Origin of the sequence: Microbacterium gubbeenense DSM 15944 (assembly GCF_000422745.1) — a bacterium.
GTDB classification, from domain to species: domain Bacteria; phylum Actinomycetota; class Actinomycetes; order Actinomycetales; family Microbacteriaceae; genus Microbacterium; species Microbacterium gubbeenense.
Genome location: NZ_AUGQ01000027.1, coordinates 1 through 23709 on the forward strand (window position 1 = coordinate 1; position 23709 = coordinate 23709).

At 64.5% G+C, this 23709-nt stretch carries 24 protein-coding genes; 13 read left to right on the top strand and 11 right to left on the bottom strand.

Annotated elements, in window-relative coordinates:
* Positions 1–388: 388 nt before the first annotated feature.
* The 4 genes from G510_RS18020 to G510_RS0111835 are packed head-to-tail and all read right to left on the bottom strand — an operon-like array spanning position 389 to position 2680.
* Positions 389–796 carry an SdpI family protein gene (locus tag G510_RS18020; protein ID WP_084644348.1) on the bottom strand — a complete coding sequence of 136 codons (408 nt, stop codon included), beginning with the start codon at positions 794–796 and terminating at the stop codon, positions 389–391.
* A complete protein-coding gene (locus G510_RS0111825) occupies positions 793–1317 on the bottom strand; it encodes a hypothetical protein (RefSeq protein WP_157560587.1) in 525 nt (174 codons plus the stop codon). The genes G510_RS18020 and G510_RS0111825 overlap by 4 nt, the downstream gene beginning before the upstream one ends.
* A 20-nt stretch (positions 1318–1337) precedes the next feature.
* Complete coding sequence (locus G510_RS0111830; RefSeq protein WP_029153793.1) at positions 1338–2321, bottom strand: hypothetical protein; 984 nt, start codon at positions 2319–2321, stop codon at positions 1338–1340.
* Entirely contained in the window at positions 2318–2680 is a 363-nt protein-coding gene (locus G510_RS0111835) for a GntR family transcriptional regulator (RefSeq protein WP_029153794.1), read from the bottom strand. The genes G510_RS0111830 and G510_RS0111835 overlap by 4 nt, the downstream gene beginning before the upstream one ends.
* Positions 2681–3061: 381 nt before the next feature.
* Here G510_RS0111835 and G510_RS0111840 point away from each other — a divergent pair, with 381 nt between their 5' ends.
* From G510_RS0111840 to G510_RS0111855, 4 genes are all read left to right on the top strand, one after another.
* Positions 3062–4756 (top strand): Mu transposase C-terminal domain-containing protein, encoded by a 1695-nt coding sequence (locus G510_RS0111840; protein WP_157560589.1) that lies wholly within the window; start codon positions 3062–3064, stop codon positions 4754–4756.
* Positions 4756–5673 (top strand): TniB family NTP-binding protein, encoded by a 918-nt coding sequence (locus G510_RS0111845; protein ID WP_029153796.1) that lies wholly within the window; start codon positions 4756–4758, stop codon positions 5671–5673. The genes G510_RS0111840 and G510_RS0111845 overlap by 1 nt, the downstream gene beginning before the upstream one ends.
* The gene (locus G510_RS16725) at positions 5670–6932 is read left to right on the top strand and encodes a TniQ family protein (RefSeq protein ID WP_051216722.1); all 1263 of its coding nucleotides are present in this window, start codon (positions 5670–5672) and stop codon (positions 6930–6932) included. The genes G510_RS0111845 and G510_RS16725 overlap by 4 nt, the downstream gene beginning before the upstream one ends.
* 94 nt (positions 6933–7026) lie before the next feature.
* Positions 7027–7653, top strand: coding sequence for a recombinase family protein (locus G510_RS0111855; RefSeq protein WP_029153797.1), 627 nt, complete (start codon positions 7027–7029; stop codon positions 7651–7653).
* A gap of 290 nt (positions 7654–7943) precedes the next feature.
* Here G510_RS0111855 and G510_RS0111860 read toward each other — a convergent pair.
* Positions 7944–9139 (bottom strand): IS3 family transposase gene (locus G510_RS0111860; protein ID WP_157560593.1). Its coding sequence is split into 2 segments (ribosomal slippage): positions 7944–8852 and positions 8855–9139, totalling 1194 coding nucleotides; the frame shifts between segments, so codons are not numbered across the junction.
* 108 nt (positions 9140–9247) lie between these two features.
* Here G510_RS0111860 and G510_RS0111870 point away from each other — a divergent pair.
* From G510_RS0111870 to G510_RS0111910, 8 genes are all read left to right on the top strand, one after another.
* Entirely contained in the window at positions 9248–10300 is a 1053-nt protein-coding gene (locus G510_RS0111870) for a PDDEXK nuclease domain-containing protein (RefSeq protein WP_029153800.1), read from the top strand.
* Between the two features lie 183 nt (positions 10301–10483).
* Entirely contained in the window at positions 10484–11107 is a 624-nt protein-coding gene (locus G510_RS0111875; protein ID WP_029153801.1) for a PadR family transcriptional regulator, read from the top strand.
* The gene (locus G510_RS0111880) at positions 11104–11883 is read left to right on the top strand and encodes an ABC transporter ATP-binding protein (RefSeq protein ID WP_084644349.1); all 780 of its coding nucleotides are present in this window, start codon (positions 11104–11106) and stop codon (positions 11881–11883) included. The genes G510_RS0111875 and G510_RS0111880 overlap by 4 nt, the downstream gene beginning before the upstream one ends.
* 35 nt (positions 11884–11918) lie before the next feature.
* Positions 11919–14855 (top strand): ABC transporter permease, encoded by a 2937-nt coding sequence (locus G510_RS0111885; protein ID WP_029153803.1) that lies wholly within the window; start codon positions 11919–11921, stop codon positions 14853–14855.
* A gap of 506 nt (positions 14856–15361) precedes the next feature.
* Positions 15362–15928 (top strand): recombinase family protein, encoded by a 567-nt coding sequence (locus tag G510_RS0111890; RefSeq protein WP_029153804.1) that lies wholly within the window; start codon positions 15362–15364, stop codon positions 15926–15928.
* A 9-nt stretch (positions 15929–15937) separates the two neighbouring features.
* Positions 15938–17377, top strand: a complete 1440-nt coding sequence (locus G510_RS0111895) for a Mu transposase C-terminal domain-containing protein (RefSeq protein WP_029153805.1) — start codon at positions 15938–15940, stop codon at positions 17375–17377.
* A complete protein-coding gene (locus tag G510_RS0111900; RefSeq protein ID WP_051216723.1) occupies positions 17364–18290 on the top strand; it encodes an AAA family ATPase in 927 nt (308 codons plus the stop codon). Before G510_RS0111895 ends, G510_RS0111900 begins: the two co-directional genes overlap by 14 nt.
* 583 nt (positions 18291–18873) lie before the next feature.
* A protein-coding gene (locus G510_RS0111910) for an IS5 family transposase (protein ID WP_245563341.1) occupies positions 18874–19795 on the top strand; the annotation gives its coding sequence in 2 pieces (ribosomal slippage) (positions 18874–19239 and positions 19241–19795; 921 coding nt in all).
* 127 nt (positions 19796–19922) lie between these two features.
* On the opposite strand, the gene G510_RS0111915 is transcribed toward G510_RS0111910, so the two are convergent.
* The 6 genes from G510_RS0111915 to G510_RS0111930 are packed head-to-tail and all read right to left on the bottom strand — an operon-like array spanning position 19923 to position 23320.
* The gene (locus G510_RS0111915; protein WP_029153809.1) at positions 19923–20309 is read right to left on the bottom strand and encodes a hypothetical protein; all 387 of its coding nucleotides are present in this window, start codon (positions 20307–20309) and stop codon (positions 19923–19925) included.
* Positions 20306–20521 (bottom strand): hypothetical protein, encoded by a 216-nt coding sequence (locus G510_RS18335; protein WP_157560591.1) that lies wholly within the window; start codon positions 20519–20521, stop codon positions 20306–20308. The genes G510_RS0111915 and G510_RS18335 overlap by 4 nt, the downstream gene beginning before the upstream one ends.
* Before the next feature lie 6 nt (positions 20522–20527).
* Entirely contained in the window at positions 20528–21151 is a 624-nt protein-coding gene (locus G510_RS18890) for a M23 family metallopeptidase (protein ID WP_245563339.1), read from the bottom strand.
* Complete coding sequence (locus G510_RS18895) at positions 21139–21504, bottom strand: hypothetical protein (RefSeq protein WP_245563340.1); 366 nt, start codon at positions 21502–21504, stop codon at positions 21139–21141. Before G510_RS18895 ends, G510_RS18890 begins: the two co-directional genes overlap by 13 nt.
* Positions 21501–22943, bottom strand: a complete 1443-nt coding sequence (locus G510_RS0111925; RefSeq protein ID WP_029153810.1) for an ATP/GTP-binding protein — start codon at positions 22941–22943, stop codon at positions 21501–21503. Before G510_RS0111925 ends, G510_RS18895 begins: the two co-directional genes overlap by 4 nt.
* The gene (locus tag G510_RS0111930) at positions 22940–23320 is read right to left on the bottom strand and encodes a hypothetical protein (RefSeq protein WP_029153811.1); all 381 of its coding nucleotides are present in this window, start codon (positions 23318–23320) and stop codon (positions 22940–22942) included. Before G510_RS0111930 ends, G510_RS0111925 begins: the two co-directional genes overlap by 4 nt.
* Before the next feature lie 163 nt (positions 23321–23483).
* On the opposite strand from G510_RS0111930, the gene G510_RS0111935 reads away from it, so the two are divergent.
* On the top strand, positions 23484–23709 hold a 226-nt coding region (locus tag G510_RS0111935), incomplete at its 3' end, for a helix-turn-helix domain-containing protein (protein WP_084644351.1).

The window sequence follows — 23709 nt, forward strand, 5'->3', positions numbered from 1 at the left end:
CAGTGCCCGCTCGACTGGCGCGTTCCGCGCGCCGCATCACCCTGCACCTCCCCGAGGCCTGGCCATGGCACACCGCGTTCGCGCAACTGTTCACGGCCACGCACGCCCCACCACCGGCCGTGGCCACCTGACCATCGCCGCCGCAACGGCACGACCGAGGACCACGTGGACGACCGGGATGCAATGCCCGGAACTCACACCTGCCCTCGAGACATCACCGCCCGCTGATCATGCCAGCTGAGCCCACCCCAGGCTCATCGGTGGATCGAGGCTTAGCCGAGGTGCCTCAAACACACTCGTCTGTAATCATGCGCATAAGCGCGATTCAAGTCTTCCCGGAGCACGTAGCGTCAACTCATAGCTTTCTCTCGCCTAGAGTCCGAATGAGCTACTTCTTTGCGATGGTGCGCACCGCAGCCTTTTCTCCGACGGCGGCACCTCGCAGCGTCCAGATGAGCAACCACGTCGTCGAGCCGAGCGCGAGCACCGTGAAGATCGCCGCCGCGATAGGGAAAGGAAGCCCTGCCAACGCGAGGGTGCCGGTCGCTCCGGCTGCTAATCCACCGATGATGAGCCCTCGTGCGCCCCGCACGCTGTCGCTTTCCGCAGCGATATGAGCTGCCCGCCAGGCAGCTTCTGATGAGAGTGTCGCACGTGTTCGGATGCCGGCGATCTGATTGCGTTTTAGCGTTCCCGCGGCGGCTCTGCGAGCGAGACGCAGAAGGAGCCATCCCGCTGCAATGAGGATCGCGCCAGTGCCAACGGCTGTGAGGAAGAGCGCTAGCTGATCGCTCATTCATCGGCCTCCTCAGCGTGTCTTTGCTGCGTCGGGGTGTGGGCAGGCGCTGTTTGGTGACCGGGGGGTAACGCGAGCACCGCCAGGATCGCGAAGATCGCGAACCCTCCCATCACGCACAGGATGCTGGGGGCTGCACCCTGTGCCACGACTTCCGCGGTCGTCGCGCCCTGTGCAAGGAGCAACGGAACGACCAAACCGCTCGTCACAGCGCCGGTGATGCCGACTCCGACGGCGCTCGCTCCTCGACCCAGCGGGGTCCATTCCCAGCGATGCGCGGCACCGGCCGTGATGCTCACCGCCAGCGCTGCTGCGAAGAGGCTGCCGAATGACCAGGCGTTGATGATCGCTTCCGGCGGAAGGAAGGAGTCAGCGACGGTTCCCGACCAGTGGGAGGGGAGTTCGTCTGGTAGCCCGTCCAATGAGGATGCGATCGCCCATCCTGACATGGCGAACAGCAGCGGGAGGATCGCTCCCACAGTGATCACCCGCACTTTTCCCGGCGTCGTGAGCTTCGGCACTACGAGTTCGCTTTGCGCAGTCATGACCGCGCTCCTGCGCTCGGCACCGATGGTGCGATAAGTCCGAGGAGGATGCTTGCGGGCTCTTCTGGCTGGTCGAGGCTGACCGCGAACTGTTTCTCGTTGCGCTGCGTGATGACCATGCCGGGGCCTTTGCGGAGGATGATTGCCGAGCGTCCGGGCATGATCCGGTATCCCCACCCGCCCCACTGTGTTGGCTCCAGCACCGCAGCCTCGACCTGTGCGATCTGTTCTGGGGCGATGCGTTTCAGTGGGATGGCAAACAATAGCGAGGTCACGCGCAGGCCTCGCCAGTCAACGCTCACCCGGTATGCACAGAATACCGCGACCAGCAACACCGCTGCGCAGTACGGGATCAGCGTCCACCCGACCGCAGTGAACCCGTCGCGCATGATCGGCGGCGCGAATAGCAACACACCGAGTGCGGCCGTCAGGATCGTCGTGCCGATGAACAACCACGACGACACTGTGCGGCTCCACGCCACTGCCTGCGAGTCCGCGAGCACGAGGGGGTCGACCTTAGCTGTCTCCTGCGGTTCCACCGGCGGACTGGCTCCTGGGGGAAGCAAGAACAGCGGGATTAGTCCGTAGCAGGGCGCGAGGAATGTCACGAGCACCCATGCGCCCAACTCAATGGTGAACGGATCGGTGACGTCCAGCGACGGCACCGTGCTGCCGAGCCACATGCTCAGCACGAACGCGGCAACCGCGCCAGCGGCAGCGCCGATCGCGCGCCGCACCCATCTCCCCGACAACGGCACCAGCACGAACACCGATCCCAGCAGGGCGGCTGCACTCGCGACACCGAGCAGCCAGCCGAAGAACACCGGCGCACTCGTCACCGCATCCGCGGGGCCGCTGGACCCCCAATGCGTGGGAAGCTCTACAGGCAGGCGTTCCTGCCACGTCAGCCAGGTAACGAGGATGGTGACGCCGGGCATCCACAGCGTGAGAATCGCGAGCAGTCTCCGCGCAATGGTCATGCGGTTCCTCCCAAGAGTCGATCAATGCGGCCATGCACGTCCGCGGGTGCCATCCCGAGCTTTTTGGCCTCGGCGACGAGCTGCGATGCAAGCTCACTCACCCGCAACAGCGTCACCCCGGCGTCTTCACGAACAAACGCACCGCGGCCCTGCCGCATCTCGATCAACCCCTCGTCGCGAAGCTGCTGATACGCGCGCAGCACCGTGTGCATGTTCACCCGAAGCGACTTCGCCAACTCCCGCGCCGGGGGAAGTCGCTCACCCGGCGCAAGATCGTCCGAAGCGATCGCGGCCCGCACCTGCACTGCGATCTGATCCGCCAGAGATACCGGCGACTCCTGATCTACTCGAAACAACATGTTCTACATTCTATGCGAACATTCAAGGTCGTGTGCGGAGTCGGTGCGTGCAGACTCCCTCCGCGGGGGGGCGGGTTCGGGGATCCAATCCCGCGTTCAGGTGGTGAGTTCGGGCGCTGGCGCGTCAGTGGTTCGAGTGAAGCCAGTCCCCGCTGACGCTGCTCAGTCTGCTGTAGCGCGCTCGCTTGCTCCATCCGATTGCTTTCAATGTGTTCGCCAGCCTCATGATCGACCGTTCATGAGTCAGTCGGCAGCCTTGTTGTCAGTGTCCGAAGTCGTCAGCACAGTTGATGTCCTCGTTCGGGGAGTTGTGCGCACGGGTACGAGCTGTCGATGCGTCACTACTTGTGCGCATGACCCGAAATGTTGTCCCATAGTGGTGTGGACGAAGAGCCGGTCAAGGATGACCGAATTTCCGGGCGCGGTCTGCTGACCGTTCCCGATGAGGCGTGGGAACTGGCGGTGGAGCGGGCTGCGGTTATCGGTCCGCTCGCTGAATCCAGCACGGGCGGATACGCCGTGAACGAGGCGGCCACGAAGCTGGGTATCTCGCGGGAGCGCGTCTATTTTTTGATACGACTGTGGCGTGACGGCCAAGGAGCGGTGTCTGATCTCGTCCCTGGCCGATCGAGCGGGGGCCGTGGAGGGGCCCGTCTGCCTGTTGAGGTGGAGACGGTCGTTCGGGAGGTGATCCGCAAGCACTATCTGACTCGTCAACGCAAGACGATCGCTGCTGTTCATCGCGAGATCATTCGGATGTGTCGGCTTCGTGGGCTTCCTGCTCCTTCACGTAATGCGGTGCGGCGTCGCATCGCCGCGCTCGATCCGCGGGCGGAGACCGTGGGGCGGGAGGGACGAGAGGCGGCCCGGCCATTGCAATCGGCGGGAGGGCAGGTTCCCGCGATCGTCGAGGTGTTGGAGCAGGTACAGATAGATCACACTGTGGTGGATCTGATCGTGGTGGACGAACAACACCGTCTGCCGATCGGGCGACCTTATGTGACCGTCGCGATCGACGTGCGCTCACGAAGCATCGTGGGGCTGGTGATCACGCTGGAAGCACCGTCCGCACTCTCAGTCGGTTTGTGTCTGGGGCACATGGTCACCGACAAACGTGCGTCGCTGGAGCGGCTTGGGGTCGACGTCACGTGGCCGATGGCGGGTAAGCCGCGCGAGTTGTATCTGGACAACGCTTCAGAGTTCAAGAGTGAAGCGTTACGGCGAGGGTGCCAGGAGCACGGAATCGCATTGAACTATAGGCCTCCAGGACGTCCGCACTACGGCGGAATCATCGAGCGCGTCATAGGGACGCTTATGGAGATGGTGCACGAGTTGCCTGGCACGACGTTCTCGAACCCTGCCCAGCGTGGAAGCTATGACTCGGACGCCCGAGCCGTCCTGACGGTCGCCGAGTTGGAGAAGTGGCTGACCTTGGCGGTCTCCAGCTATCACGGCCAGGTCCACGGCACGACGCGGCAAACCCCACTGGCGCTGTGGGCGGCGGGGGTCAAGGAGGCAGCACCATCGATGGTGACGGATGCATCCGCGTTCCTGGTGGATTTCTTGCCAGTGGTGCGCCGGAAGCTGACACGGACCGGGTTCGTGATCGACCACGTGCACTACTTCCGCAACGCTCTAAAACCGTGGATCGCACGCCGTAGCCAGATGGAACGATTCGTGATCCGCCGCGACCCACGGGACATCAGCCGCATCTGGGTGCTCGATCCCGACGATGGCTCCTACTTGTCGGTGCCATACCGGACACTCTCGTATCCGGCGGTCAGCGTGTGGGAGCACCGCGCCGCTCTGGAGCGGCTGCGAGGTGAGGGTCGAGCGCAAGTTGACGAAGATGCCCTGTTCCGCACGGTCGAGCAAATGCGCACGATCACCGAAACCGCAAGCTCCACGACCCGCAAGGCACGTCGTAACGCCGAACGTCGCAAACGGGGTGGAACCGCAGACGAAACCAAAATCTCTGTGGCTCGCCCACCCGTCGACCTTCTACCGCCCGAGGGAAGCAGTGAGCCGACTACTGAGGACCGCGTGATGCCATTCGAAGTGATCGAACAGTGGTGATGGACGCGGAAGCGGTGACTGCGGACGAGGATCTCACGCATCTGCATCCCAGCGCGCAGCCGATCGCACGCCTTCCCGCGGAAGAGCGACTCAAGCATGTGCGCGCTGACCGATGGATCGGATACTCTCGCGCCTCCGAGGCGCTGGAACGGTTGGAGACACTGTACGAGTGGCCGGAGAAACAGCGCATGCCGAATCTGTTGCTGTTGGGGCCGACCAATAACGGCAAGTCGATGATCATCGAGAAGTTCCGCCGTCTCCACCCGCCGATCTCCCACGTCGAGCATGAACAGGTTCCAGTGCTGGCCGTTCAGATGCCCTCCGAGCCGTCAGTGTCCCGGTTCTACGTCGCGCTGCAGGCTGCGCTGGGAGCACCGCTTCGCCCGCGACAACGCGTACCCGAAATGGAACAGGCAACGTTGTCCCTGTTGCGGGCAGTCGGAGTGCGGGTGCTGGTCATTGATGAGCTGCACAACGTGCTGGCCGGTCGCGGTGACACGCGACGCGAGTTCCTGAACGTGCTGAGGTTTCTGGGTAACGAGTTGCGCATCCCGTTGGTCGGAGTCGGGACGCGCGAGGCATATATGGCAATCCGATCCGACGACCAGCTAGAAAACCGGTTCGAGCCCTTCGCTTTGCCGCGCTGGGAGCCCAATGATGAGGCGCGCTCACTGCTGGCCAGTTTCGCGGCAGCCTTCCCGCTTCGCCGTCGCTCGATCATCGACAGCGAGGAGATGTCACGCTACCTCCTCACCCGCAGCGAGGGAACCATTGGCGAACTCACGCGCCTTCTTACGGACGCCGCCGTCGCAGCGATCGAGACGGGCGAGGAAGCGATCAATCAGCGCACCCTCCTCGTCGCCCCATATGTCGGGCCCACAGAACGGCGACACTTGTTTGAGCGCGAACTGTTATGACGCATCGGTGGCCACTTCACCCAGCGCCCGGCCGGGGTGAGGCGCTGAGCTCGTGGCTCCATAGGCTCGCCACTGTGTACGGGATGGACCTCGATAAGCTTGTCCGCCATGACCTCACTCCACCCGACGCTCCCGCGCCAGGGCCGATCCGGTCACTGGATCTGGAGGCACCGTCGGCGCTGATTACCACTCTGGCGGAGCGCACCGGTGTGCCAGAGAAGCAGGTACGCCGGATGACGGTCGCTGGCTGGGTGCCGTGGCTTCTCGATTCGCTCGATCCAGAGCCGATGCCCGGCTCTGCGTTCGACACGTATGTGCGCCAAGAGTCCGTGATCATCACATTCAAGGAACGTCCCCACCGAGAAGTGATGAACTGGCGGGCATGGCTGCCGCTCAATTCCAACAACAGACCGGTCAGCCGCGTGTGCCCGGCATGCGCGGAGAGCACGACAGGCGGGGCGCTCACGTTGCCACTGATCGTGCAGCTTCCGATCACGCTCACATGCCCGCATCACGGTTGCCGGCTCGACGCTGCCTTCGGATCGTTCGCGTTCTTCGGCTGGGAGCACAGCAAGACGAACAACCGGCCCGTTCCGCGGCAGGTCGCTATCCAAGACGCACGCACCGAAGAAGCTCTGAGGACCGGCACGGTTGCTCTACCACGCCGGACAGTCCATGTTGGGGTGTGGTTCCGCCTGCTGCGCACCATCATCGAGGAGATCTCGATTCCGTTCTCAAAACTTCGGGTCCGCCCACGCCGCTCCATCGAACTCATCTGGCGCACGGCCGGGCACCCTGCTCGTGCTGGCATCATCGGTGCCGCGCGAACCTACGAGACGCTACCGTGGCCGCAGCAAGAGATGTATCTCGAAGCGGCCGCGACAGCTATCCACCTGATCGAAACCGGAGAGATTGAAGCGCGCGGCACACTCGGCCATCTCTTGACGCCCGAGCCAGATCGCCCAGCTCCCGACGGCTTGCCGCCGCGCGATATCTGGGACGAGGCGCGTGAAGCGATGAGTGAAGCCCTCGCTCTCGCCCAGCAAGACCCGCTTGCCGCAGAGCGCATGCTCGCGGTCCTGACGAGCCTTACGCGCACCGAGAAGACGTTCCAGAGCATCCGCGGCGACTTGATCGGCCTCGACGTTCCCGAAGCTTTCCTGCCACAGACGCTCGCCGCCATGCGTGCACCGGATGCCGGCACCAGGGGTGTGTCACACAACAACGGGGACAGGTACCGTTCGCAAGACATAGAATAAATGACGAGTATTGTTACGACCGCGATGGTCTGATCCGGATCCCTAGCTCGCGTCACCTAAACGGCCGTATACGTGACATTGCAAGGAGATGAAGATGCTGGTGGGCTACATGCGAGTATCCAAAGCCGATGGATCGCAGAACACCGACCTGCAGCGCGATGCTCTCCTCACGGCGGGGATCGACCCGGACGCCATGTACGAGGACCAAGCCTCCGGCAAGAAAGACGACCGCCCACACCTCGCCGGGTGTGTGAAAGCCCTACGCGAGGGTGACACGCTCGTTGTCTGGAAGCTCGATCGTCTCGGCCGCGATCTGCGCCACTTGGTCAACATCGTCCACGACCTGACCCAACGCGGCATCGGACTGAAAGTCCTCACCGGTGAAGGTGCCGCCATCGACACCACCACCGCATCCGGCAAACTCGTCTTCGGCATCTTCGCCGCACTGGCCGAGTTCGAACGCGAACTCATCCGAGAACGCACACTCGCCGGCCTCGCCGCCGCCCGCGCCCGGGGCCGCAGAGGCGGACGGCCCTACAAGATGACCGCGGCCAAGATCCGACTGGCCATGGCCTCGATGGGCCAACCCGATACAACTGTCGGCGACCTCTGCAAAGAACTCGGCGTAAGTCGTCAGACCTTATATCGTCATGTTTCGCCCACCGGCGAGCTACGCGACGACGGGCACAGAGTGCTGACGCAATCTCAAAGACAAAGGTGACGGCGCCCAGCGATCTAACACCCCGTCGCCACACCGAGGGCTCACACAACGCCACATCAAGCGTCGTACGCCACACAAAGCGCCGGTTCTGCATACGAACACGGATAGCCCTTTACTCACAGTCCCCCGGACGCGACCCGAGATCCCGGGTCAACCGTGCAGGCGACTTCGGACATTGACATGTGTTCAACTTCGCCGCTCAACTGTCCCGTAAAGCGATCCCCAAACGGACACCTCTCAGTTCCTTACCCCCAGCTCGGGTCTGATGTAGGAACAGGTGACAGTTCTGGTTAGGCCGCGAGGGCCAGGTCCTTGTTCATGATGGTCTCGAACTCGATGGGCGTCAACCGGCCCAGGCGGGCCTGCCTGCGCCTGCGGTGATAGGTCCGCTCGATCCAGGTCACGATCGCGATCCGCAGTTCCTCGCGGGTGGCCCAGGAACGACGATCGAGGACGTTCTTCTGCAGCAGGCTGAAGAACGATTCCATCGCCGCGTTGTCGCCGCAGGACGCGACCCTGCCCATCGAGCCGACAAGATTATGGAGGCTGAGTTCTCGGCGTAGCTTCCTGCTTCGAAATTGCGACCCTCTGTCCGAATGCACGATGCAGCCGTTCACGTTTCCGCGCATCCGGACGGCGTTGCGGACAGCGCAGACCGCGAGAGATGCCTTCATTCTCGAGTCGATCGAGTAGCCCACGATCCGACCACTGAAGGCGTCCTTGACCGCGCAAAGATAGAGCCGACCTTCGCTCGTTTTGTGTTCCGTGATGTCGGTCAGCCAAAGCTGGTTCGGCCGGGACGCCACGAACCGGTGACGCTCACGCCCGTGCTCGTCGACGACGACACAGAGATCGTCGTGAACGGCGGGGCCAGGCTTCTTGCCGTTCTTGCCGCGCTTCTTCCCGAACACGCTCCACCAGCCGTTCGCAGACGCAATTCGCCAGGCCGTTCGATCCGACATCGCCTCGCCGCCTTCATCGCGGGCCTCGTCGGCGAGGAGTCGATACCCGAACTCCGGGTCGTCACGGTGGGCGTCGAACAATGCGTTCGCGCGATACGCCTCATCCAGCTCCCGCCTCGTGACGGGGTGCCTTAGCCAGCGGTAGTAGGGCTGGCGCGCGAGCTTCAGTACCCGGCACGACACCACGACGGGGATGCCGTCGTCGGCGAGCTCGCTCACGAGCGGGTACATCATTTTCCCGGCAGATGAGCCTGGGACAGATACGCGGTCGCGCGACGCAGGACCTCGACTTCCTGCTCAAGGAGGCGATTGCGCTTACGGAGCTCGCGCAGCTCCGCGGACTCCTGCTTCGTCTCGCCAGGTTGCTCGCCGGCCTCGATGCGGGCTTGCCGCATCCACTTGTCCAGGGTTCCGATATGGACACCGAAGTCTTTCGCGATCTGCGCGAGGGTGACATCCGGATCGCGGTTCTCCGCGACGCGGATCACGTCGTCGCGGAACTCCTTGGGGAACGGCTTAGGCATGAGGACATCCTTCCAGGGCAGCCCTCCCGGGCTAGCCACGTTTGATGTCACCCGTTCCTGCACCAGACCCCTCCACCTGATGTAACTGTCTCTAGTTACGGTAGGAGTGTGACTTCTGATCTGGTACCCAGTGACTATGCAGCTACGCTCAGTGAGCTTAAGCAGCACGTCCACGCCGCTAGATTCCAGGCGCAGCGGAAGGCCAACACTGAGCTGCTGATGCTCTGGTGGCGTATCGGGCGCACCATCCTCGACCGACAGGTGCAGGAAGCGTGGGGTACCGGGGTACTCAAGCGACTCGCCAACGATCTCCGCAGCGAGTTCCCCTCAATGAAGGGCTTCTCGGTGGCGAACCTTCGATATATGCGCCGGTTCACAACGGCTTGGCCCGAGGAGAATGCAATTCGCCAACGACCCGTTGGCGAATTGCCGTGGGGTCACATCATTGAGCTTCTCGATAAGCTCGACGATCAAGAGCAGCGAGACTGGTACGCGGCCAAGGACGTCGCCCATGGCTGGAGCAGACCGGTCCTGGCCCACCAGATCACCACCCGGCTGCACGAGCGCGAGGCTGCCGCCCCGACGAACTTCACAAGCGCGCTCGAGCGGCCGGACTCCGAACTCGCGCAGCAGATCACCCGGGATCCCTACGCGCTCGATTTCCTCGCTATCGACAGCGACGCAGCTGAGCGCGAACTCGAGGAACGACTCGTCGACCGCATCGTCGACACTCTCCACGAACTCGGCCCCGGTTTCGCGTTCGTCGGACGCCAAGTGCACTTCGATGTCGACGGCGATGACTTCTTCGTAGACCTACTGTTCTTCCACATCGAGCAGCTTCGCTACGTAGTGATCGAACTAAAGACCACGAAATTCGAGCCGCGCGACGCCGGCCAGTTGGGCTTCTACGTCACCCTTGTCGACGACAAGCTACGCAATCGCAGTAAGCACGAGCCGACCGTCGGAATCCTCCTCGTCGCCGGCAAAAACGACGCCGTCGTGCGCTACGCTCTCGCCTCCACCACCCAGCCAGTCGCAGTGAGCCGCTACGAGCTCGCCGAGGACGCGCAGGCCGCCTTGCCCGACGAAGCCACCATCGCGCGCGCATTCGGCGAAGAACTCGCCCGCGGAACCGACGTCGAGGACGACTCAGAGGGTTAGCAGGCTTCTGTGGGGTACGAACTCGTCTGCCGACCTCGAGCAACCATCTCCGGCGTCGACATGACGTCGACCGACAACCGTCGTTCGTGTTGCAGGTTCGTCTTCGCGACGGTTACTGTGTAACTAGTTATCCAGTAACCCGGTGATCCTATGGGTTCGTCTCACCGTTCAGAGGAAGTTTTTGTGTCTGTTAAGCACGCCTTGCTTGCGTTGCTCTCCGTGCAGCCGTCGTCGACCTATCAGCTGCGCAAGCGCTTCGATGCGTCCACGGGGCAGACCTTGCCGCTCAACATTGGCCAGGTTTCGACGACGCTGCAGCGCTTGGAGCGTAACGGGCTGGTTGCGAGAGACGCCGAGTCCGCGGGGCGATCAGAAGATGGTGGGGCCGGTCAGCTCTGGAGACTCAGTGCTGCTGGCCGGGATGAGCTTGCGGGATGGTGGGCGCAACCTGTGGTGGCCGAGCATCGGGGGCGTGATGAGCTCGTGATCAAGCTGGCTCTCGCCGCGGTCACTCCGGGGGTGGATCTTGAAGCGCTGGTGCAGACTCAGCGTGCAGCGGCGCAACGGTCTATGCACGATCTCACCCGGCTACGACGGGAGGTCAAGGTAGCCGACCTCGTTGACCGTCTCGTGCTTGATCACCACATCTTCAGCACAGAGGCCGAGTTGCGTTGGCTCGACGATGTCGAGACCGCACTGATGAGAGTCGGCTCTACAATCCAGAGCGGAGCGTTGCAAGGTGCTCCGGTAAGCGCACCAACATCATCGGTGGAGTCTGGTGCGGCCCGCACTGAGGTCGTTCGATGACCACGCGGCGCGATCTTAACAGTGCCTCCGTGCTCGGCGAGGGCTCCGATGACGTCGGTACACCGATTCTGGAGTTGCGCGCCGTGAGTCGGGTGCACGGTGCAGGGGCGCGTGAGGTGCGGGCACTGGACACAGTCTCGTTGACGATTGGGGCGGGCGAGTTCGTGGCGATTATGGGCCCGTCGGGATCGGGTAAGTCGACCCTGTTGAACCTTGCGGGAGGACTTGACGTGCCAAGCTCTGGTGGGGTGCTCGTTGAGGGAGTCTCTCTAGAGCGTCTACGTCCGAAGCAACTTGCCGAGCTGCGCCGTCGCAGCGTCGGCTATGTCTTCCAAGATTTCAACTTATTGCCGGGGCTGACCGCCGCCGAGAATGTTGCGTTCCCGCTCGAGTTGGATGGGAGGGGCTGGCGTCCGGCTTTTTCTGCGGCGCGCTCCGCACTCGCGGAGTGTGGCATCGCCGACTTGGCGGATCGCCGTCCCGAGGAGATGTCTGGTGGGCAGGCGCAGCGTGTCGCTATCGCCCGTGCTCTTGTCGGTCCCCGGCGGCTCCTGCTGGCTGACGAGCCGACGGGAGCGCTCGACAGCGGTACGGGAGTTGCGGTACTGGAGCTGTTGCGGGATAGGGCCGACCGCGGGGCCGGGGTGGTGATGGTGACGCACGAGTCCCGTTTCGCGGCCTGGGCCGATCGCACTGTCTACCTTCGTGACGGTCGGATTTCAGGAGCCACGGGTCCATCTGATCCTGAGACGCTTCTCACCGGAGTCAGCAAGTGAGCACTCGGCTCCGCGGATTTGTCTCGTGGCGTCCAGTGCTCCGGCTCGCCCGCAGGGATGCGCGTCGGCATCTCGCGCGCACCGTGCTGGCGTCGTTGCTCATCGCGCTACCGATAGCTGCGCTTGTCGCTTTCGCCGGGTTGACCGGCAGTGGCACGCCGACCCGCGATCAGGCTCTCGCCTCGATCCCGGACGGTGTCCAGGCCGTCGTGACCGCAACAACCGTGCCGCGGGACTCGCCGCCGTTTGCGCAGTTGCCCGAGGGCCCACCTGGCCCGTGGGTGGATGAACCCGATGTTCGTCCCGCGAGCAAGGAAGAGATCTCGGCGCGCCTCGCGCCCGGGGCCGCGTTGCTGGAGTATTGGACTTCTCCAGAGCTTATTGTCTCTACCGAATTGGGGTTAGATCCTGGTGAGCAGACTACGGCAGGAGCCGGAGCAGACCAGCTTGACACGATCGATCTCGGGGCACTGAGTACCGCTCAACTGGTAGAGGCCGAAGCTGATGCCCTGCCGTTCCTCGCTCCAGATGTCGCGGAGGGAAGGCTACCCGCCGCTCCAACCGAGTTGCTAGTCAGTCGCCCGCTCGCGGAACGTCTCGATCTCGCTCCCGGTGACACGCTCGGCCTCCTGGCCGCGCCTGACTCCGGATTGCGCAGCACCGCGGGCAACACGATGGCCGCGATGCAAAATTCCGAACGTGGCTACTTGGTCGTGGGCATTGCGGACAGTGCAAGTGAGCAGGCGTGGTCGGTCTCGGGTTGGCTCTCAGCACTCGTCGCGGAGAATCCTGACGGCATCCAACGCCACTGGCTTGTCGTCGGTGAAGACCCAGTGACCTGGGATCAGACACGGCAGCTCAATGAGTTGCAAGCCTTCGCCGTGTCGCGGCATGTCCTCACTCACTATCCTGCCGCCGACGAACTGTATCCCGTCCCGGTGGATGTCGGTGCGTACGTCGAGCAGGCGATCGGAATTATCGCTACGGCTGTGATCGGGGTGCTGCTTGTGTTCTTCCTCGTGACTCCGGCCTTCGCGGTCTCTGCTGAGCAGTCCCGACGTGCGCTGGGACTCGCAGCGGCAGCAGGTGCCGCGCCGCGCGATCTGCGCCGCACCATTCTTGCCCAGGGCATCGTGCTCGGCACGGCTGGCGGCATCTTGGGTGCAGCACTTGGTTTCGCGGCGTCGCTAGGAATCGCCGCGTGGCTGGAATCGCTCACGAGTTCCACAGAGTCGATGGGTCAGCAATATAGCGTGGCCTCGACGCTGGCATACTACCCGTGGTGGGTTCTCCCGGTCGGGGTGCTCATCGCGCTGATGCTCGGAACGTTGGCGGCGCTGCCGCCGGCCCGCACAGCAGCCAGGCTCTCCCCTGTTGATGCCCTGCGGGACCGACGACCCACTCGGGCGCGGCGCGGTCGACTGTGGCGGCTTATCGCGGCATGCGGTGGTCCCGCGCTCCTGATTGCGGCAGTCGCACTCGGCGCGGCCGCCTTCCGTATCCCCTTGGGCGAAGCCCCCGCAGATCCCGGGCTCCCGGTGACCAGCGCTCCGCCGTCCGGTGTAGGCGCGCTCGGCCTGCTCGTGTTTCTCGCACTCGTGCTGGCGGCGGCCGGGATGGTGCTCACCGTTCGCGGGATCATCGCCTGGCTGGGACGGCGCGGTAAGCGCGCCAGACCGGCACTACGCCTCGCGCTCCGCGACGCCGCCGACCACCCCTCGCGCACGGTTCCCGCCGCACTCGGCGTGCTCTTCGCGGTCATGGCCTCCTCCTACTTCGTGGTGTCCGCTGCATCTTTGATCTCCAACGATCGGGACCAAGGGGGCACGTTGCAGTGGGACGGAACTTTTATGGTCTCCCCGCAAGTAGCGGTGAACGATGATTTCGATCGACTATTGGCCACGGCCGCGATCGATGAAGCCAGCGAACGGTTCCCCCAAGTCACGGGAAGCGAGTCCATCAGCGAGATCGGCCGGACGTCGTCGCTGCAACTGACAACGTTGCTTCCCGAAGGGGGCGAGTGCCCTCCCGGGCAAGCGGTGCACACGGCCTCCGCGATCCATCCAGGAGCGCCTCTACGATGTGTGGACCAGAACTCCGGCGCTGCCTATAATCCCAGTTTTAGGTTCGGCGGCCTCGCCGCATACTCCAACACGATGCTGTTCAGTGGCGATGCGCTCCGTGCGACACGATTGCCGGCCGTCGAACACGCTGCGGACGTGCTCGATGCCGGCGGGGTTGTCGTCAATAACGCGGCCCTCATCAATTCAGAAGGTCTCGTGCGCGTGGCTGTTGATTCCGAGAACCTGGTGGAAGCAGCGGACGCGGACCGTATCGTCGAGCTACCAGGAGCGTTCCTCCAGGGGGTGGGGGCACCGTTCCTCATCGCACCGGACACAGCTCAGCACCTCGGGGTGGACGCGGTGCACTACCTCGGAGAGATCGCCACCGTCTCCGAGCCGCTGAGCCAGGGCGAGTTGCTCGGCCTCAGCGGCAGCGACCGATTCGGATCCCTTGCCCGTGTCACCATCCCCGATGCACGCGGCCCGTTGTCTCCGAGCTCCGACCCGCTCACGTCAGCGGTGATGTGGGCCCCCATCCTGTTGTTCATACTGGTGGCGGTCGCTGCTACCGCAGTATCCGTGCTGCTCTCAGCAACTCAAGGGCGCCGCGACGCCGCGACCATGCACGCGGTGGGAGCGGGCCGCAGCCTGCTCGTCCGGCTCGGACTCGCCCGAGCCGCGGTGATTCTCGCCGTCGGCCTACCAACCGGACTCGCCGCAGGCATCGGACTCGGCGCATACCAGGTTGCCTGGAACCGCCGTCTCGAAGCCAGCGGTGCATGGCTCAGCACCGTCCCTGTGTGGGGCGTACAGGCGGGGATCGCACTCAGCGTCATCATCGTCGGCCTCGCCGCTGCTCTGTTGCTCGCCCGACCACCCCGCCGCTTCGAGCGTCGCGGACTCGACTAGTAACGAAGCTCGATAACAGCGATGTGCCGCCGACGAGCTTGAATGGACCGTACGCACCGTCGCGGCCGGCGGTTACTCCGAACGATTTGAGCCTTGGCCGAGTCGCTGGATCGCTTCAACGCGTGAAGAACCGGGGGCCGCATGCGTGGCAAGCCGATCCCGCGTTCAAGATTTCCAGTCGAGCGTGTCAGAAACGCACGCTCTCGGATTCCTGCTTCCGGCCGGTGGGTTGCCTGGCCGGAGAATTCGTGACACGATCACCCCTCGCTCATCGAACCCGGGGGCCATCGACGCGCTCCTGCGGCTTGTCGCAATACTCTATGGGATAGGTGATAGTCGACCCAATCCCGTGGGAGATCGAGTTGCGCACACGAGTGTTGAGGACTTCGGACAGAAGTGCCGACGACTTCGGACATCGACACTTGTCGATTAGGTCGGCGAGTCGCGTCTCACGACCCGTGTCAGCAATCTATGTAAAACAAGCGGCGTTCGCGTTACACTGAGGCATGGCCACGATCGGTTACGCCCGAGTCTCAACCCGAGACCAGAATCCCGACGGCCAAACGGATGCGCTCAATGCTGCGGGCTGCGACAAGATATTCGTCGAGCACGCATCCGGCACCCTGGCGAAGCGGCCGACGCTCACGGAAGCCCTCGGATATCTGCGCGAGGGAGACTCGCTCGTCGTGACGAAACTTGACCGGCTCGGCCGGTCGGTGAAAAACCTCAAACAGGTCGCGGACGAACTGCAACAGCGCGGGGTCGGCTTGAAAGCACTCTCGCAAGGCATCGACACGACGACGCCGGGAGGCCGGCTGTTCTTTCACATGCTCGCTGCGATCGCGGAGTTCGAACACGACCTCATCGTCGAACGCACCCACGACGGTCTCGCGGCCGCCCGCGCCCGGGGCCGGAAGGGCGGCCCAAAGTTCAAGATGACGCCGACGAAGATCCGGCAGGCCCGAGCGATGTACGACGAGGGCGGCCACACCGTCCAAGAGATTGCCGACACGTTCGGGGTATCCAGGCCCACGATCTACCGGCACCTGGCCGAGCACGTCGAGCGGGCCTAACGAGGAATCATGGCGCACCTCAACGACCGGCAGAAAGCCGAGCTTGTGCGCCAACACCAGGACGGGGTGCCATGGACACGCCTTGCGGAACACTCCGGCGTTGCAGTACGGACCCTGCAACGCTGGGCGGCTCGGATGGAAACGGGAGGACAGCTCTCGCGGGCACCTCGCCGCGATAAAGGCTCCACGCGCATCGACGCCGAGCTGGTGAAGGCGGTGGAGGCGCTTGCTGTGCGGCGTCCCGCGCCGACGATCGCGTATATTCACCGCCGCGTCGGTGACATTGCTAGGGGCCGAGGCCTCTCCGCCCCGGGATACACTACGGTCCGCGAAATCGTGCACGCGCTCGACCCGGGCCTGACTGCTCTCGCAGATGGCGGGGACGCTGCCTACCGAGACAAGTTCGAGCTGGTCTACCGCCGCACGACGGCTGCACCGAACGAGCAGTGGCAGATGGATCACACCCTGCTCGATGTGATGATCCTCGGCGATCGACAGCAGCCCGTCCGCCCCTGGCTGACGATCGTGCTCGACGACTACTCGCGGGCCATTGCTGGATATGCGGTCGGCGTCTCAGCCCCCTCGGCCGAGCATTCCGCGCTGGCGTTCCATCAGGCCGTTTCTCGGAAACGAAGCCCCAAGTGGGTGGTGTCGGGGCTCCCGGACGTCCTCTACAGCGATCACGGGTCCGACTTCACCTCAACCAGGATCGAACAAGTCTGCGTCGACCTGCACGTGCGCCTGATTCACTCGCGGGTCGCCGTTCCGCAAGGTCGCGGCAAGATCGAACGGTTCTACCGAACGATCACGACCGAGCTGCTGCCGCATCTGCCCGGCTTCATCCCGCACGGCACCGGCGGTGCACCAGGCAGCGAACCCACGCTGACCTTGCACCAACTCGATGACGTGCTCGAGCGATTCATCGTCGACGAGTACAACGAACGACCGCATTCAGCGACTGGCGAGGCCCCGCACGCACGATGGCGGAGCGAAAGCTTCATCCCTCGAATGCCCGCACACCCGGAAGACCTCGATTCGCTCCTGCTGACTGCAGCGGCAACGCGACGTGTGCAACGCGACGGGATTCGCTTCGCATCGACCCGATACATCTCACCGGTCCTTGCCGCATACGTCGGCGAAGACGTCACGGTGCGATACGACCCCCGCGACCTCGGCGAGGTGCGCGTGTTCCACGACAACGCATTCTTGTGTCGTGCGATCGCACCCGAACGCTCCTCCGAGACCGTCTCCTTCACCGATCTGCAAACCGCGAGAAACAAGCAACGCCGCGCCCTGAAACAGCAGCTCCGCGAGCTCACCGCTCACGCTGGCTCACTACCTGAAGACACCCGCCACCGCCCCGAAGTTGCGCCTGTACCGGAGAGTGCACCCGACCGCGCAACGCCACCCCCGGCCCGACATGGATTGAGAACCTATGCCAACGACTGAGCCAGACGACGGCAAACCCATCTCCGTCCTCTTCGAGCCGGGCGATGACGGGCGCCGGTTCCTCAGCGGCCACTTCGACGAGTTCAAAGAATCGCCACCACCCCACGCAGACACGCGGCCCGCGTTCGTGACCACGCGGGAGCACCGCCGGTTCACGGAGTTCGCAGACACCGTCCGCTCGCACCGCTACATCGGCCTCTGCTACGGGCCACCCGGGATCGGCAAGACACTCTCCGCCCGTCACTACGCCGGCACCGACGAATGGGAGCAATGGCACCCGCTCTCGCGCAGCGCAGGAGCGCTGCCGCCCGTGCCCGAAGCAGTCCAACAGAGCCGTACCGCGTTCTTCACCCCAACCGTCGCCGCGACTATCAAGCAGATCGACCAAGGCCTGCCCCGCGCCTGCCAACACATCTCCTGGGCAATCGACTACGCCCAGCACGGCCACGTCGACCCCTACGTTCACGCCGAATCCCAATACAGCGGGAACACCGAGCTGCTCATCATCGACGAAGCCGACCGGCTCAAAACCGCCGGACTCGAACAAGTCCGCGACTTCTACGACCGCCACCGAATGGGCGTCATCCTCATCGGCATGCCCGGCATCGAGAAACGCCTCGCCCGCTACCCTCAGCTCTACAGCCGCATCGGCTTCGCTCACGAATACCGACCCCTCCGCAGCGACGAGCTCACCGCCGTCGTCGCGCAGCGCCTCCCGGACCCCGACCCGGATGACGCAGGTCTCGCCCACACGGCAGCTCTCGCCGCGATCGTCCGCGCGACCAACGGAAACTTTCGCCTCGCCGACCGGCTCGTAACCCAGGTCAACCGCATCCTCGACATCAACAGGCATACACGCCTCACCCCGGAGGCCGTCGACGCTGCCCAGGAAGCACTTCTGATCGGACGATAAGCGACGCGAGGACCACGACATTTAACGTCGCAAGTCACAAACCACGCGACACGCCGAAGTGTGACCCGCCGAAACCCTCCGCCGAAACTCAATCGCACCGAAACTCGTGTGGTACGTATCCGGCGGAGTGCCGGACGGGCGTTCTCGACAGCGAATAAGCCGGTCACGGTTACGCCGGGTCATCAGTCGGACCAGTGGTGCCCTTCCCCCGCGACGGCCGTTTGACACCTACGTGTCAAGACACGTGGCGGCTTGTCGACAACGCACAAGCCGCCGTGGTGATCGTCACGGCCGGTTAGAGCTTGTGCGCGTCGTGCTCGAAGAATCATTGTCGGAGTCCCACACGCCGGCAGCTGCGAGCTCACCGTGGCGCCGGCCGGCGCGTTGTGGGGTTCCGACAGTTACGCGCGACCGTGTGCGCGACGTCGTGACCGGGCCGGTGCCGGCTGCCGGCGCACCACTCGCGCTGTGATGTCCGCTGCCGGCGCACCACTCGCGCTGTGATGTCCGCTGTCGTCGCCCTAGGGCGTGTCTCCCATATGGCTCATGATTGATGCGCGATTCTTGATGGGTGACTTCTGTTTTGGACTCCCGCACTCGCCGATTGACGGACGAGCAGTGGGTGTTGATCGCCCCGTTGCTGCCGTCAAACACCGGTCGGCGTGGTCACCCGTTCGGTGATGATCGCCGCGTCGTGGACGGGATCATCTACCGGTTTCGGACCTCGACGCCCTGGCGTGATGTGCCTCGGGATGAGTTCGGCCCCTGGCAGACGGTGTGGAAGCGCCACCGTCGCTATGCCGGCGATGGCACCTGGGACCGGGTGCTGCAGACGTTGCTGTCTCAGGCGGACGAAGCCGGATTGATCGACTGGGACGTCTCGGTCGACGCAACGATCGCGCGTGCGCACCAGCACGCGACCAACACCACGCGCCCTGAGCAGGACACAGGGGGCGTTCTCGAATTACAAACCTCTGCCGCTTGAGGAGATCGAACCGGCCGGCCATGGCATCGGCCGCTCCCGCGGCGGACTGACAACGAAAGTCCACCATGCCGTCGACGGCAACGGGATGCCGTTGGCGATCGTGGTCACCGGCGGGCAGCGCAACGACGGCGCGATGCTCGAGCAGGTTCTCGATGATATCCGCGTACCAAGGATCGCTGGCGGCAGGCCTCGCACCCGACCGAACGCGGTTCTGGCGGATAAGGCCTATGGCAGTGGGGTGAACCGGCGCTTGCTCCGCGCCCGCGGAATCCGAGCCGTGATCCCGGAGAAGAGCGACCAGATCACCGCCCGAAAACGCAAGGGACGCAAGGGCGGCCGACCACCCGCGTTCGACGCAGGTGCCTACAAAGACCGCAACGTCGTCGAGCGGTCCTTCGCGCTCATCAAGCAATGGCGCGGAATCGCGACTCGCTACGACAAGCTCGCCATCACCTACCGAGCCGGCGCCGTCCTCCACGCCTGCCTCACCTGGGCCGCGCTATTGGGAGACATGCCCTAGCTGCGCCGCGTTCGTACACGGCGCCGAGGCCCGAAAGCACTTCCAGCTCATACAGGTAGCGGGGGCGTCGACGACCGGACAGGGTTTGGCCGAGGGCATGGCGACGTGTGGGGCGCTGCGGGAAGAATTAGACGAGCTGGGAGCGTCTGCCCCAGCGGCTCTCAGCAATGAACTGCTTCTTGCGGCATCGGCGGACTTCGAGGGTGACGGTAGCTCCCTCGTCCCAAGTCTCGGGCGAGAGGTGGAAGATGCGGTGCGACTGCTCGACGTCCTCACCTACCCGGCGGTACGGGTTCGCCGCGGTCACCAGGACGATGACGGCCAGGAACAGCAGCAGCCCGCTCCCGACTAGAAACCATCCGGCGGGAGCGGGGACGTTCAGGATGCCGACGAGGTAGAGCGCACCACCGATAAGCGTCAGCGTGAGCACCGTAGCTGTTCCGCGTGCGCCGCTGCGCTTCACTTCTGCTGGCACCCAGTCGTCGCTCGCCCAGATCTCGCTTGCGTCGTTCACGAACCGTCCTCGAGTTTTTCGGTCGGGACGAACCGCACGCGGGCTTTCTGCGCGTCGTGCCTGGCCCGCCGCTCGGCTGCCGCCCGTCGCCGCTGCCGCTCACGTGTGCGGGCGCGTAGCCGCTGGCGGGCGCGACGAGCAGCCAGGAAGGCGCCGAGCACGGCGAGCGTACTCAGCGCTCCGAGTAGGTAGCTGGCGACGTCGACGGGCACGGCCGGCTACTTCGGAAGCGGGGCGCCCACGGATGCCATGAACGTCTCGGGGTTGACGTGCTTGCCGTCCTTGATGACCTCGAAATGCAGGTGGCATCCTGCGGAGGACGTGCCTTCGTTGCCGCTGGCGGCGATCAGCTCACCTGCGGCGACTTGCTGCCCGTCCTGGACATAGATGTTCTGCTTCTTCATGTGGTAGTACTTCGTCGTAATCCCGTTGCCGTGGTCGATGGTGACGACCCCGCCGCCGAGGTCAGTCCACCCCTTTGTGGCGGTGCCGGCGCTTGCGGCCCAGATGGGGCTCTCACAGGTGCCGTCCGCGAGGTCCGTACCCATGTGCTGCCGGCTGCAGCCGCTCCCCCGGCAGTCTCCGAACGTTCCGGTGACCGTGCCGCGGGCGGGTACGATCCACTCCCCGCTGCCAGGTGCGCTGCAATCGCCGCTGAGCGCGTCGACGACGGCCGTAGCGTCATCGACCCAGCGCGTGTAGTGGTCGGGGTTGCTGTTGATCTGAACGCGGTGTGCGGCGTGGCTGGGGGGCATGTTCTGCCAGTCGTCGACGGCCGCGAGCCTGGTGTAGAACATCGTGGCGGCCTTGGTCGGGTTCAGCCGGTCCTCTAGGCTCCCCACCACTCCTGCTGCTGGAACAGACCGACTGACGACGTCGGGGTGCCGTCCGGGTTCAGGACGCCGCCCGTCTCGTAGTCGCCGTAGCCGATGTTGTTCAGCGACGCCTCGCCCATAGCGGTCATCACGCCGATGATCTGCGCATCTTTGCCGAGCTGTAGCTGCGTTGCGGCATCCATGATGAGGCTGGCATTCACGAGCTGGTCGCCCTTCCAGCCCTCAATGCCCTCTGGCGGGAGCTGCGACGGGTCCACGACGCACGCTGATGCGTCGGCCCGCTGCACGGATGCGAGCACGAACGTCGTGCCGAATGCGAGCAACAGGACTGCCGCGATAACTCCCGCCAGGGTCTTCATGCGTCGTCCTGGCGCCCGTCGCCTCGCATGCCCTCGTCGGTGTCGGTCAGGCCAACCTCGATCGACGATCGCACGTGCTCCACGTGCGTCTCAGGGACGGCGCCGTACTTGAAGATGTACTGGCCGGGGGCGAGCGTCTGCAACGTCTCAGCGGTGCTGGGGTCGAAGCCGAATGTGCGCACGGCCCAGTCGGCGTCCTCCTTCCGATCCTGCCGGAAGACGTAGATGCTCTGGGCTTCGCTGATGACGGTGCGGCCGGGTGAATCGAGCGGGATATCGAGCCCCTTGTGGAACACGAACACATTGTTCAGTCCGAGTCCACGGCTGAGCTTCTGATTCGACTTCAACAGGTGAGCGGCCGGCCCCTCCACCATGTCCCAGCCTTCCTCGTTGATGCAGGTTGTCTGCCAGCCGGGATCGGTGCGGAGGCGGCCGAGCATCCACTGGTTTCCGATCGCACGGACGACGTGCGACGACGGCCCTTCATTGGGGAGCTGTGAGATATCGAAGCTGGTCAGCTTGCCGGTGAGGTCGACGCCCGCGCTTGTCTCGCCGTCGAGCAGTCCGCCGTACTCGTCGAGCAGCCCTTCCAGAGTGAAGCGGATGCCGAGGCCGGCCTGGTGTAGCCGGTCCAGCGCGTGTGCGGTCATATCGCTCTCGTCGGCCACCGACCCGAGTAGCGGGAGGATGTCGGCCAGGGTCGGCTCACGGCCTTCCTCGTGGACGGCGAGCGTCTTTTTCAGCGCCGATCGTGCCGCTTTCTCTTCCCACTCGTCGAGCTGGGCGCCGTCACGCGCAATCCGCACGATTGCGTGGAGCAGCCGGTACGTGCCGGCGGAACCGATCTGATTCACGATGAGGGGATCGAGCAGATTCAGACGGGAGCCTGAGCCTTCTGTGGTGAAGCGGATCGGCTCGCCCTGGCCCCACTTGCGCACAAGCTCGGCGTACTCGCCTTCGCCGGCACGGTTCTTCTTGTCGAAGATGACGGCTCGGCGGTAGCGAATGACCAGCGGGCGGATGACGTAGACCGTCTTGACGAAGCTCGACTTTCCGCCTCCGACGCCCCCGCACACGATCGAGTTCGGGCTAGAGATCAGCCGAGGCGTCGAGTTGTAGGCGGTGACGGGGTCATGCGTGATGATCGTGTGCGACAGCATGTCGCGGCCGTTGGCGACGCCCTGCGTACCTGTCACGGGGCCGATCAGTGCGGTGTTCAGGACGGATGCCTGTCGGGTCGTCGACGGCGCGCCTTCGAGTGCCGGCGCGTAGTACCCGCGGGCCGCCTTGCGAGCCTTCACCCTCCGCTTGGGACCGGGCAGCTCATACGGGGAGAATTCGCCGTGTGCAGCGTCGACGGGCTCCGTCGTGGCGACGTCGACGACCTCGGCCGCCTTCCGGTCGCGGCGTGAACGTCGTGGTGCTGTGGTGTCGCTCATGCGATCGCCTCCTTATCTCCGCCGCCGGCAATGAGCCGCATCGCCTTGGCGCCGAACGTCGGAACGTGCGGGCGGATGCCGCGCCCGATCGGCCAGGTGGTGCCGCTCGCGGCCGGCTGGTACGAGTCGAGCCATTCGAGCTTCTGGATGCCGACGCCATTTGCGCACAGCTCTGCCAGCTCGCGGCTGCCGGCGGCGAGCAGCTCCCGACTCTCGGCCGTGATGGTCACGAACCCGACCCAGTTGGTGCCGTGGTGGCCGCTGCCTTCGGCAAGGTCATTGCGACGTCGACGAGCTGCGTCGACCTTCACGCTTCCCTCGTCCAGCGGGATCCTGCCGCCGGACGTCTCTGCGTGCTCGGTAGCGAGGTCGGACACTAGGGCGTGTTGATCAAGTCGGTCTTGATCCAGATCAGCGCGGCTGCAAGGCAGATGCCCGCGCGGTAGTTGCGGGCGAGCTTGTCTGTGTCGCGCGTCAGACTATGTGGCAGGGGTAGTTAGTTGCTGAGGCAGCGCCCCCTATCGAAAGGTCTGAATCATCATGAGTCGTCCCCCGACGATCCCCGCGGAGAAGAAGCTCCGCATCGTGTTGTCCGTGTTGCAGGGCGAGATCTCGATCGCTGAGGCCGCCCGCCGCGAGAAGGTCTCCGAGCAGGCCATCGGGAACTGGAAGCGGCAGTTCCTTGAGGGCGGCAAGGCCGGTATCGAGGCGGGCAAGTCCAAGCCCACCTCTCGGGAGCAGCAGCTCGAGGACGAGGTCGCCGAGC